This is a genomic window from Pseudomonas sp. B22(2017) (genome assembly GCF_002113105.1).
Classification (GTDB): Bacteria; Pseudomonadota; Gammaproteobacteria; order Pseudomonadales; family Pseudomonadaceae; genus Aquipseudomonas; species Aquipseudomonas asiatica.
Genome location: NZ_NEJN01000007.1, coordinates 150,295 through 162,634, shown reverse-complemented (window position 1 = coordinate 162,634; position 12,340 = coordinate 150,295). Strand labels below are relative to the sequence as shown.

The 12,340-nt window shown below is 62.7% G+C and carries 7 protein-coding genes; all 7 read right to left on the bottom strand.

Annotated features, from left to right (window positions below; all coding sequences use genetic code 11):
* Positions 1 to 4: 4 nt before the first annotated feature.
* The 7 genes from CAG18_RS16450 to flgK all read right to left on the bottom strand — a co-directional run bounded on the left by CAG18_RS16450 (position 5) and on the right by flgK (position 12,330).
* Positions 5 to 772: a hypothetical protein gene (locus CAG18_RS16450; RefSeq protein WP_003257274.1), complete on the bottom strand. Its 768-nt coding sequence runs from the start codon at positions 770 to 772 to the stop codon at positions 5 to 7.
* 36 nt (positions 773 to 808) lie between these two features.
* Positions 809 to 1,444, bottom strand: a complete 636-nt coding sequence (locus CAG18_RS16445) for a class I SAM-dependent methyltransferase (protein WP_015271230.1) — start codon at positions 1,442 to 1,444, stop codon at positions 809 to 811.
* Positions 1,441 to 2,121 (bottom strand): WbqC family protein, encoded by a 681-nt coding sequence (locus CAG18_RS16440; protein ID WP_223997984.1) that lies wholly within the window; start codon positions 2,119 to 2,121, stop codon positions 1,441 to 1,443. Before CAG18_RS16440 ends, CAG18_RS16445 begins: the two co-directional genes overlap by 4 nt.
* Before the next feature lie 127 nt (positions 2,122 to 2,248).
* Positions 2,249 to 4,993 carry a glycosyltransferase gene (locus CAG18_RS16435; RefSeq protein WP_043935795.1) on the bottom strand — a complete coding sequence of 915 codons (2,745 nt, stop codon included), beginning with the start codon at positions 4,991 to 4,993 and terminating at the stop codon, positions 2,249 to 2,251.
* 54 nt (positions 4,994 to 5,047) lie between these two features.
* Positions 5,048 to 8,623 carry a glycosyltransferase gene (locus CAG18_RS16430; RefSeq protein WP_085721199.1) on the bottom strand — a complete coding sequence of 1,192 codons (3,576 nt, stop codon included), beginning with the start codon at positions 8,621 to 8,623 and terminating at the stop codon, positions 5,048 to 5,050.
* Between the two features lie 76 nt (positions 8,624 to 8,699).
* On the bottom strand, positions 8,700 to 10,283 hold the full coding sequence (locus CAG18_RS16425) for a flagellar hook-associated protein 3 (RefSeq protein ID WP_015271234.1): 1,584 nt from the start codon (positions 10,281 to 10,283) through the stop codon (positions 8,700 to 8,702).
* 13 nt (positions 10,284 to 10,296) lie between these two features.
* A complete protein-coding gene (gene flgK / locus CAG18_RS16420) occupies positions 10,297 to 12,330 on the bottom strand; it encodes a flagellar hook-associated protein FlgK (RefSeq protein ID WP_015271235.1) in 2,034 nt (677 codons plus the stop codon).
* Positions 12,331 to 12,340: the final 10 nt, after the last annotated feature.

Below are 12,340 nucleotides of genomic sequence, written 5' to 3'. Positions count from 1 at the left end.
CCTCTTACAGCACTTTGACGATGCACAGGGACGGGTAGGTCTGTGAGCGCTTGATCTCGTGACGAACCTTGCCCAGCACTTCAGCTACGTAGGCGTAACCCTCGCCTGGCAGGAAATCACGCTGCAACTGGAAGAACACCAGCTGCGAACCCGGCACACAGCGCGGCAGGATCTGTTCCAAGGCAAACCGGGTCGGCCCTTCCAGGTTCATGTCGAAAAAGGCCAACGCCACCAGCAGATTGCGATTCTCCTCGATGAAACGTGGCAAGGTATCCTTGATATCGCCCTCGACCACCTGATGGCCGCTGGAAACCTGTGGCAAGGCATTGATGCTCTCGTGCAATGCAAGCAGATGGCGCAGGTAATCGGCATAACCGCTGCCGGTATCGTAGCAACCGTCCTGGAAATTTTCGTTGGTCACTTTGCTGTCGCTGGCGTGCGATTTGTAGCCAGCGAAGGTATCGAATGCCGCAATGCGTCGCTGTTTGTTGAACGGCTCGAATATGGCCCTCAGATTCTCGCAGAGCACGGCGTTCTGGCCGCGCCAGGTGCCGAAGTCGAGCACCGAGCCGGGCAGCGAGACGATCTCGCGGTACAGGTCGGAAATCGCCAGCATCCGCGCAAGGGAGGCCGAGCGGATGAACAGGCCGAGGTTGCGCTCCTTTTCGGCGTCATCGAGCGGTGCATTGGCAAAGGACTGCCAGAGTCGTTCCCGTGCCTCTAGCTGACTGTCGCTGGACTGGGTAACGGAAGTAGAGCCTTTCTTGAGCATGGATATCTCCAGGAAACAGGGAAGTCGAATGGCAGGTCACGGGGCCTTGCGCACGAGGAGGGTGAATTCGTACAAGCCATAGTCGTGCAAGAGTGCCACCTGCCTGGAGTAGGTTCTTTTGCACAGATCAAAGTAGAAGCACGGGTCACCGTAATACAGGTAGTCGCGCATGAATGGCGCGTCGGAGTAGCTGGTAAGGCAGTTGAAGGCAAAGCCTTTGGTCGAGCACGCATCCATGGTGCGAAGCACCTCGGCAATATATTCTTCCCAGGCTTCCCGTGGCGTCTGCTGGGACACGTTGAAAATGCCGCTGGCTACCGCGTAATCGGCCGTCCGGGTGGGCCGGTCGGCGACCTCGAAACAGGTGAACTGGTCCTCACCATGCGTGGCGCGGGCCGACGCAATCATTTCGGGTGACAGGTCATAGCCGTGATAGTCCACTACGCCGCCGCGTTCGCGCAGCCAGTCGAGCAATGCCCCATAACCACAACCCACGTCGACCAGGCTGAAACCCCGCTGCCATTCTTCCTGCGACACCAGTTTGAGCAGCTGTTCGAAGCGCAGATGCTGGGAAGCAGTACCGTTCCAGTCAACCCCTTCCGGAGTGGCGCCATGCTCGCGAATACGCGAGGAATAGTACTGTTCCACTTCTCGCAAAATGGTCGTGCTCATGGTCGCCGCTCCAGGAAGGCAGGCGCGTCGGCGCCGGTGTTGAACAGCAGGTCGATGACACTCAGCGCGTGCTGAAATTCGCCGTACAGTTGCGGGTATTCGAGATAGCCGTCATAACTCATGTACGAAAGGCCAAGCCCGGCAGTAGCGAACGCGGCCTCGTCCAGGTAACAGCTGGCTGCCGGTCCCGACAGGTAATGCGTACCACCTACTGCTTGGCATAACTGGATCAGACGCTCATTCTTGCCGGTTGCATGGCCCAGGTTTTCGGAACGATAAAGCGGCGTTCGTATACCCAGCAGGGGGCACAGGCCGGCGATGAACAGGTGATTGATACGCGAAAGATGAGTGAGCTCGGCGGCCTGCTCGAAGAGCGCCCTGACAGGCCCTTCCATCTGCTGGAAGCAGGCCGCGCGACGGTAGCTCATTTCGATGGTCTTCCAGTGGGCAGCCGCCCAGCCAGGCTCACTGATCTCAACTTCGTTGATCAATTGGTCGTAGCGCCCCTTGTTTTTCACCGGGATGCTCAGCCAATGCTCTCCGTGGGCAGTCTTGATCTTGTTGCGGTTACGCCAGTCGCGGCGCGTGTACTGGACATCATCGAAGAGGATGAACGCATCGACGCTGCCGATGAGGTCGAAGTACCCTTTCCAGGGAATGTAGTTGGACTGCAGCACAGCCACTTTCTTTTGCATTCACAACCTCGTCCACACCACGTGAAACCAGGCGCCACGCCTGTCAATTATTTGCCGCCAGGCGCAAAAAAGCCGGGCTCCTGCCCGGCTTTTGCAATTCCCGCGCCAGCTACTTGAACGGGGTCAACCAGCCCGCCTCGGCACCAGCCCACCGGCCATCGACTGCCACTTCACGGGTAAACGCGCTCGGCCACTTCGCCAGCAACCCCTGTACCGCCTCGGGGGCTGGAGCAACTGCACCATCAATCATCAGTTGCGCCTGTGGAGTCCATACCACCAGGCTGCCAGCAGCGGTGGCGGCAAGGCAAAGATCGACATCGGCCGCCATTCCGCCCTGCAACCCGTCGCAGTGCTCGAACACGCCGGTACGTACCATCAAGCAATCCCCCGACACAGCTGGGCAACCGCGCACAACGCAAGACCAGTGATCCTGGCTGGCGTGCTCCCCGGGCAGGCCGGTCCAGGGCGCATGCAACCGCGGCCCTGCAAGCAAATCGTAACCGGCATGCGCGAGACTGCCATCGGCGCCAACCAGGCGCGCGCCGACCACCCCAACCTCCGGCCGTTGTGCCTGGTTGAGCATCGCCTCGATCCAGGCCGGGGAGATCACCTGGCAACGTTCGCTCAGCAACACCAGGTATTCACCGCGCGCATGTCGTGCAGCCTGATTGAACAGGTTCTCTCCCACCTCGGTCACGATCAGACGCAGACGGCCGGCGAACGATCGAAGCGCGTCGGACAGCAGGCCATGTTGATCCTGGGTACAGGCCAGCACGATCTCGTAGCGAGGGTAGCGAGTACGCTGGAACAGACTGCTCAGGCTGCGCTCAAGCGCAGAGCGGTCGCCCTCATGAACCATCAGGATGCTGACCAGCGGCGTCGAGTTGTGCCGGAAATCGATGGTCAACCCGGCAGCACCCTGATCGCTGACCTGCCCCCGATAGCCCAGTCGCTTCAGGTGGCGGTCGAGAATGTCCAGCGCTTCGGAACGCATCGGCTCCGGCGCCTGTCCTCCGATCACCAGATACTCATCCATGTGCGCCATGCCGCCGACCCCGCGCTCTTCCACAAGACGCAGCAACAGATCGTATTCGAGCGCGTGGCCAAAACGGCTATCGAAGCCACCCAGGTCAAGCACAGCCTGGCGGCGAAGCAACCAGTGACGCGACATCAGGGCCGGCTGGCTACGCAACAGGTCGAGATCGCTACCGGGGCGCATGATCCCCAGCAAACGCCCCTCTTCATCGCGTTGTATCTCGTCGGCACAAATGGCATCGCAGGCCGGAGACTCACCCAGCTCCAACTGCAGACGCAGCAGGCCACCACCGGCAAGGATGTCTCCTGCCTGCAGCAACATCATCCATTCACTCGGCAACTGGCGCAGCGCCTGATTCAGGTGTGAAACCCAGTTACCCGGTTCCACCTGGACAAAATGCAAGGTGTCCCGCGCCGTCGTGATAGCCGGTGGTTTCCCGGCCTTGAGGACTACCAGCTTGAAATTGCGCAGCCCGGTAGCCAGCAGGCTGTCGAAGGTCGCCTGCAGGGCAAGGTCATCGTCCTTCAAGTCCGCGACCACGAAACCGATTTGCGGGCCGGGCCGCTTGGCCAGTTGCGCAAGCACGCGTTGACGCACCTCAGACCCTGGCGTTGCATCCGCCAACACCTGCAACAGCCGGCCCGAGCCGGTAGTTGCCAGCCACCCGGGCACATCCTGACCCGGAATGCTGTCGAGGCGCTCAAGCCAGGCACTCAATTCGCGGACTTTTTCCGCGTGCACTTCGACCTCCAGGGTTGCCAGCAGACGCTCGCAGACCTCGCGGCTGAACAAGCCCAATGCCAAGGCCTGCCAATAACGCTGCTGCAGGCTCTCTTTGGTGTCGTTGGGGTGCACTTCGAGCAGTTCACGCTGACGCACCCAGGTGCCTTCCAGTGCATGACGATGCTCCCGTCCGGTTGGCCAGCCGTGGCAAAGAAATTCAAACTGCGCCAGGCGCTGGAACAGGCCCTTTTGGTAGTAAGGCATTTCCATGTACTGCCGGGGTTCGAACTGGCGGTCCGGGTCGCCGATCACACTGGTCCAGCGCGAGGTGAACAGCAACGTCGGCTCGCCTGCATCGTAGCTGCCACGCACCAAGCGGTTGAGCACGACAAAGCCCGCGTCGCCGGCGCATACACCATGGCGTTCGGCGTCCCACGCGCGCAACAGACGCACAGTCCGCACCAGTTGCTCTTCCCGGGCTGTCAGCGACAAAGTGCGCGGCGCCAATTCACAGAGGACGTCGGTCTGGTCGAGCTGGATGATGGCCCCGTCGGCCAGCAACGCCAACGACAGCGCAACCCGCCAACTGGCGAAATCCAGATCCTCCGGCAAGTCGGCCAGCACCGAACGCAGCCTCTCGACCCTGACCACGGCGCGCCAGGCCGGCTGGTTCGCCAACGCATGCGACCGAATGCGCGCCGAGGCCCCCTCTCCCTCCAGCGCCGGAAAAGGGTGGCCCAACTTGTAGTAGGCCACCTGACCATTACCCGGAACGTACCCCAAGGCATAGCCTTGGGCACCGAGCGCCAGCGGATTGGCGCTCAGGCATTCAGCAGCGCTGTCCAGTGCCGGTGCCTGCACGAAGTCAGCATCCAGGGCCATATTGACCAGCGGCGTGGCAACCTGCTGCAGCGCCTGACTCAGGCGTGCGCTGCACAGAGCGCCCGGACTATGGGTCTCAAGGGCCTCCAGAGCCAGGCAGGCAATGCCCGCCTGACGGTAGTAGTGCAACGCTCGCTCACGATGAGCGGCCTGATTATGCCCCAGCAACACTACCGTAACGTCACTGCGCGATCCGCTTGCGATATCGACCATAAAGCACCTTCGAAGGGAGAGTTGGGCGCCCGCTCGCAACGAACGCGAAAAAAATCAATCCGCCAGCCAGGCATTCGCCCATTGCTGCAAATGTTGCGGCATCAATACGTAGTCCCGCAGCACCGCCTCACGCAGGGCATCACCCTGGCGGTAGCTGGCCTGGGGGTCGGCCAGGTGCATGCGGATCGCATCCAGCCACTGTTCCGAGGTGTTGTTGCGCACCCGTGTGCAAGGCAGGTAGCCGTCATAGGCCTTGGTGTCGGTGCAGATAACCGGGAAGCCGCACGCACCATACTCAAGCAGGCGCAAGTTGCTCTTGCAGTCGTTGAACAGGTTCTGTTCGAGCGGTGCCAGTGCCAGGTCGAGGTTGAGACTGGCCAGCTTCTGCGGGTACAACGCCAAGGGCACGCCTTTGTGGAATTCCTTCACATAAGGCCTCAGGGCATCCGGGCACATGCCGAAGAATACCCAGTCGACCTCGTCGGCCAGGGTCTTGATGACGTCCAGCAACAGCTCAAGATCGCCCCGGTGGCTGGTGCCCCCCGCCCAACCCACACGCGGCCGCGCGCTAGTCTGGCGCTCGCTGGCCAGCCCGGCCCACAGCGGGGCGGCGAGCATGTTGGGGACTACCCGGATATCGTGGTGCATGCTCGACAGTGCATCGGCCAACGGCTGGGTCGACACCACCACGCGGTCGCACAAGGCAATACCCTGGGTGACCAGCTCGCGCATCTTGGCCGGTATGTTCCGCGCATGGGCGTTCTTTTCCGGCACCTCGATGATGTAGTCGTCGATCTCGTAGATGCGCCGGGCGTTCGACAGGCGCTTGAAGCGCGTCATTTCATCGATCGAATTGACCGTGTAGCGACACTGCAAGATCATCACATCGGGCTTCTCGCGCTCGATCTCGATCATCTCCGGGGTACTGTAATCAAGCCGCCCCTGGATCCAGCCAGCGCGTTCCAGCTCGGTGAACGGCTGTGCCACCCGGTAGTGACCAACCGCCGAGGTGTTGATCGGCAACGCCAACACCGACGGCAGCACACGGCTGATGAACGGGTCCCAGCCACTACGCTGTCCGGCATCAAGGTTGAAACTGGCCATCTTCAGGCTCAGGTTGCGGTTGTAGGCGGGGTCGCGGGCAACCTTGGCCAACCAGCGTTCATGGAAGATGTCCTTGTCCATTACCTTGCGCTGGCTGTTGGTCCGCACGTCGCGGGTCGAAGCGAAGCGAACGAGCACCGCATGGGGCGTCCACACCGCCAGATAGCCTTGTTCGCGGATGCGCAGGCAGAGGTCGGCGTCCTGCAGGCCGCCCTTGAGGCCCTGCACATCGAAACCGCCCAGCGTGGCGAACAGCTCGCGGCGCACCAGCAGGCAGTCCAGGCTCAGCGCGCTCCAGTTCTGCACGGCATTGAGCCGGAGCATGTAGCCGCCGCTGTCGGCCGGCATGCCAACGAACGGGCTGCTGACGCCGCCATGCAGCCCCAGGACCAGCCCGGCGCCAAAGATCTCGCCGCTTTGGGTACATAGTTTGGGCGCCGCCACGCCGACCTCCGGGCGCTGGGCCTGGGCCATCAACTGCTCCAGCCAGGACCGGTCGAAGGCGGCGCAGGCGCTGTCGAGCATCAGAAGGTAGTCGCCACGGGCAGCCTCGCTGGCCTGGTTCAACTGCGCCAGCTGGCTGCCGCTGTCCACTTCGATCACCCGCAATTGGCTGCTGCCCAGCCCCTGCATGGCCTGCAGCCATTGACGCAGGTCGGCAGGCGTATCCGGCGAGGCGATCAGCAGCACCTCGAAATGGCCATACCGGGTGTGTTCGAACAGAGACTCGACACAACGCATCGCCGCGCTCAGATCTTCCCCGAGCGTAACCAGGATCGAGACCAGGGCTTGCTCCGGGTGCCGGTACGCCACCTGGCACAATGACATGCCTTCGGCACCGACAACCTCGGCATCGACGCCCAGCCGCTGCAGATGGGCCCGCACCACGCGTGGCGCCTGCTGTGTGCAGCGCGGGTCGTGCAGCCACTGGCCAAAGTCGTGCTGGCAATGCACCAGAAGTTCGTCGATGTGCTCGATGACCTGCAGGCCCTGGCGTTCCGCCAGGCGCCACAGCAGGTCGTGGGGTGCAAGGGTATCGAAGTCCGGGTCGAAGCCGCCGACCTCGCGCAGAGCGGCACAGTTGAATGCCAGTACGCGCCCTACATACGGCAGGCTGCGCATCAGGTCGAGGTTGAAGTCCGGCTTGAAGATGGGTGTTGTCGGGCGCAGCCCGTCATGGCTACCTTCGTCGACATAGATGCAGGCCCGCTCGCGAAGTGCCATGCGCTCGCCCATGATCGCCAGAGCATGGGGCACCAGGCGGTCGCCAGCGCGCAGCAGCAGGATCCAGTCGGCATCGTCGGCACGCGCCAGGCGCGCCTGCAGCTGGGCCAGGCCATTGCCCTGCACGAGCATGCGTTCAACCGCGACCGGGTGGCCCACCAATTCCAGCGCCGCCGGCGCCAGCAGCCAGCAGCCGGCCGCGGACCAGGACTGCGCAGCAAGGCTGTCGAGGGTCGCGCGCAGGGCCAGTTCCTCACCCGCCTCGGCCCAGATCACCGGCACGATACGCGGCTGCCGGGGCCACTGCTCGAAGCGCTTGGGCAACGCCTTGAGCTGTGCAGCCGACAGGTCACGGCACTCCAGCCACTGGGCATATACCTCTTCAAACGACAGGCAGTCAGTGCCAACCTGCTGCGCCTGGCGGGCCTGCTGAGCCCCGTACAGGCGGTTGAGTTCGTACTCGTCCCACGGCGCGCCCTGCTCGCCCTGGTATCGCTCCAGCGACAGATAGCGCACCCAGCCACTGGCCGGAGCGGCCTCGCTTGCCCGCGCGGCCAGCATTGCCTTTATCCAGTCGGTCTCGATGGGGAAGGCCAAGGTCATGCCTGCCTGGTGACTCAGGCGCGCAGGGTGCAGGCGCTCCATGCTGAGAAAGCGTGACAGGTGCCCCAGATTGCCTCGGCGCATGAGGCAAATGTACAGCGCCATGTCCAGGCGCGCGGCGAACCCGCTGCCCTCCTGCACCAACGCCGGCAGGAACTCGGCCACCAGGTCACGGCGCATCAGTGCATGGCTGAGGCCGCCGAACAGGTTGGGGGCGTTCGTCTCCAACGCTTCCAGCAAGTCGCTGCCCTTGACTACCGCATCCTCCGGGCACATCACCGCATTGAGCATGCGCGGCGGTAGCAAGGCATCGTCGGCCGCGCACAGCATGCGCTGGCAGATGGTCATGCTGACATCGGCATGCTGTTCCATGACCGCGGCCTGCAGGCCGACACATTCGGGGAACAGTCGGTCGTCGTCACAGAGGAACTTGATCAGCGGCCCTTCAGCATGCTCCAGGCACGCCAGCACGTTGCGGGCGAACCCAAGGGTCTGTGGGTTGCGCACATAGCGCACCGGCTTGCCGGTCTCGCGCACCACCTCGTCGACGATACGCTGGATCTCCAGGCCCCGGCTGTCATCGCAGACCAGCACCTCCAGCGTCGAGTAATCCTGGTTGAGCGCGCTGAGCAAAGTGGCGCGGAAGAACTCGGGGTTGAAGGCTGGGATGGCGATGCTGACGAGGGTCTGTTGATTCACGGCGAAGACCTTGAAGAGGTGGCGTGGCCAGCACCGAACGGGCTGGCACACACCGGATGACGCGAGAGGGGTGGAATCAGATGTAGTTGACCAACGACAAGCTGGCGACCTTGGCATAGGCCTGCAGCGAAGCCTGCAGCATGTTGGTCTGCATCTGCAGGCGCAGCATCACTTCAGCCGGGTCGCTTTCGCGGATCGAGCTCTGGGTCTTGGTGTTCTCGGTGCTCAGCGCCTCGTTGGTTTCGGACTGCACATCCAGCGCCTGGCCACGGCCACCGATCGCACTGACCGACGACGACACCTGGTTGGTGGCGCTGGCGATGTTGCCAACGGCCGAATCCAGCGCGGCGAGGAAGTTCTGCCGTGCCACTGGGTCGTTGTCGACCGGGCTGGTCAGCGCGGTACGCAGCTTGCCGATGGTGTCGAGGATGTTCTGGGTCTGGTGGGTATCGACCTTGACCGCGAACGAGTCCCCGGCATTCGGTGCGCCGGACAGCTCGAAGCTGACCCCTGCCGCGGTAGCGGTGGTGCCGTTCGGCCCGCCCAGCGCACCCGATGCCACCGGACGGCTGTCAGCAGTGACCGGTGCGGCGTACAGCTCGAAGGTGCTGCTGCCGGTGAACTTGAGCACCGCGCCACCGCCCGGGAAAGCGGCCTTGTAGGCAGCCTGATCGGTGATGGTCGCGCCCGTCACCTGCTCGGAGGAGGTATTGCCAGGGCTGCGGGTGCCGGAAACCTCATCGGCCTTGGAACTCAGGTTGAACGTATGCCCTGCGATAGCGGCATCTTCATTACCCTTGTCGCCGTCCTTGAAGGTGATGTCCAGGCGCAGATCGACACCGCGGAAGCTGATGCTGGTGTTGTCGCCATTGGGGTCGAACTTGCCGCCCTGGCTGGCCTCGAGCGTGACGTCATTGCCGTCGACATCGGTGATCTTGTATTCGGTGCTGCTGAGGAATTCGATGGTGTATGGCTCGCCACTGCGGAAGCGATCGTTGTACAGGCTGTTGCCGGAGACCTGGCCGTTGGACAGGCTGACGCGGCCATCGTCGGTGGCCGGCGCGGTCAGGCTGGTCTGGCTACGGCTGGTGTTGAGCGCCTGCTCGAAGGCGTCGTAGCCGGTTTCATTGGCCGCCAGGCTGAGCATGTCACCCACCTGCAGGTTGAGCTTGCCCTGGTCGCCCTGGTAGCTGTAGGTGCCATCGGCATTGCGCGCGTAAGGCGGGGTATCGCCCTTGGAGCCAGAGAAGATGTACTTGCCGTTCTCGTCCTTGCTGTTCATCAACGAGAACAGCTGGTCTTCCAGCGACGCCAGTTCGTCGGCGTTGGCCTTGCGGTCGGCATCGGTGAACGTACCGTTGCCAGAGCTCACCGCTAGCTCGTTGACCCGCTGCAGGATGGTGCCGATGGAGTTCAGGGTGCTTTCGGCAGTGCCCAGGGCGTTACGTACGTTGACGATGTTGCCGCTGTACTGCTTCAGCATGTTCTGCTGTTGTTCCAGTTGCAGCAGACGCGCCGCACCCACCGGGTCATCCTTGGCCGAACGCACGCGAATGCCATCGCTTGCCTCCTGCTGGCTCTTCACCGTCTTGGCGAAGTTGCTCTGGTAGTTGGCCTGGTTGGTGTTGTAGAACTGCGAAGTAGAGATGCGTACGCTCACGATCTACGGCTCCTTAAAGACTGTTGATCAGGGTGGCGAAGGTTTCCTGGGCCGCCTTGATGATCTGCGACGACGCGGTGTAGTACTGCTGGAACTTGACCAGGTTGCCGGTCTCTTCATCGATCGACACACCCGACAGGCCGTTGCGGCTTTCCACTGCCGAGGCATGCAGGGCAGTGGTGGCATCGCTGTCCATCTGCGCCTGGCCGGCCTTGCCGCCAACATTGGAGACCAGCTTGGCGTAGGCATCGGTGAAGCTGATGCCCTTGCCGTTGGCGCCAACCTCGACCGTGGACTTGGTCTGCAGGTCGATCACCGACAAGGCGTTGCGGTTGTCCGCCGAACCTGCGCCGCTCAGCGCCACGGTATAGCTGTCGCCGTTCTTCGGCGCGCCGGAAACGCTCATCTCGAAGGTGAAATTGCCACCCAGCGAATTGCCGCTGCCATCGACCATCGGCACCGACAGCTGCAACTTGTTCTCCTGCCCCGGCACGATGGTGCCACTGCCGATTTCGGTGCCCTTGGCGTCGTACATCTTGTAGGCCTGGGGCGAACTGGTGTCATCGCCGAACACCAGCTTGACCGGGGTCGAATACTTCAGGCCAGTCTGCAATTGCGAACGCTGGGCGGCATCGTAGATGTCCATTTCCGAGGTCAGCGTCGGCTGGGTGATGACGCCGGTACCTTTGTTGCCCGATCCACTGGTGGCGGTCAGCGGCGAAGCCAAGGCCAGGCGCTTCGGGTCGGTCAGGACAGTGTCGATGCCTGCGGCGGCATTGCGGGTCGGGGTGATCTTGAAGCTGTCGCCAGCACTCAGGCCGCCACCATTGAGCGACAGGGTGAACCCGTCGATCACCGGAGGCGGCGTGTCGGTAAGGTCGAAACTGCCCATGTCGGTGCCTTCCGGCAACTTGCGCACGCTGTAGCCAGTGGCGCTGGTGAAGGTCACCTGGTAATCGCTGGTACTCAGCTTGCCAGTGTCCTTGATGGTCACATCGAGGTTGCCGGAGCCGGCGCTGTTGCCGGTCTTGGCGACACTGCGCTGGCTGATGGCAGCGGCGCTGTTGATATCGCCGAACAGGGTGGCACCGAAGTCACCGTTCTTGTCGATGCCCTGGGCCAGCTGGCTGTTGATCGCATCGGCTACTACCAGGGCCACGCGACCGAGCTCGTTGAGCGCCGGGTCGAGGGTATCCTTGCGGTAGCGGATCAGGCCGCCAAGTTCACCACCGGTAGTGGTGCTGGTGATGTCCATCTTGGTCGAGCCGCGATTGAGGATCAGGCTCATGCGGGTCGGGTCGGTGGCGCTCGGCTGCACGCCAATGGTCTGGGTGGTGTTGCCCAGCACCAGGGCCTGGCCGTTCTTCAGGTAGATGTCGTAGTTGCCGTTCTTCTGTTCTACAACGTCGGCACCGATCAGCGCCGACAACTCGCGCACCGCACCGTCGCGCTGGTCGAGCAGGTCGTTGGGCTGGCCATTGACGGCCGTCATCTTGGAGATCTGGCCATTGAGGTCGGCAATCGACTGGGTCAGGGCGTTGACCTTGTCAGCGATCGACGCCATGTTGGCATTGATGTCGCTGTTCTGCTGGTTGAGCTGCGCCGACAGGGTATTGAAGCGCTTGGCCAGGGACTGCGCGCTGGTCAGCAGCAGTTGGCGCGAGGCGTCCTCGCTCGGCTTGGCCGCAGCGTCCTGCATGGCGCTGAAGAAGCTTTTCAGTGCAGCAGTGATACCGGTGTCGCTACTCGACAGGGCGGTATCCAGCGGCGTGATCTGGTTCAGGTACGAGGTGGCATCGCTGCTCAGCGAGGTGGTGCTGCGCAGCTGGTTCTCGAGGAACGCGTTATAGACCCGGCGCACATCCGCCAGGGTAGTACCGCTGCCGATGAACACCTGGCCGACTTGCTGCCCGCCCTTGGTCTTCTGCACGTTCTGCTGGCGCGAGTAGCTTTCGACATCGGCGTTGGCGATGTTGTTACCGAGGGTGTACATCCCCGATTGCGCGGCGCCAAGCCCCGACATACCAATGTTGATCAGACTCGCCATGGTTCCATGC

What these genes read in the sequence shown, in the direction of transcription:
- CAG18_RS16435 (WP_043935795.1), bottom strand. Translation starts at nt 4,993, where the DNA reads ATGGTCGATATCGCAAGCGGATCGCGCAGTGACGTTACGGTAGTGTTG.
- CAG18_RS16445 (WP_015271230.1), bottom strand. Translation starts at nt 1,444, where the DNA reads ATGAGCACGACCATTTTGCGAGAAGTGGAACAGTACTATTCCTCGCGT.
- CAG18_RS16450 (WP_003257274.1), bottom strand. Translation starts at nt 772, where the DNA reads ATGCTCAAGAAAGGCTCTACTTCCGTTACCCAGTCCAGCGACAGTCAG.
- flgK (WP_015271235.1), bottom strand. Translation starts at nt 12,330, where the DNA reads ATGGCGAGTCTGATCAACATTGGTATGTCGGGGCTTGGCGCCGCGCAA.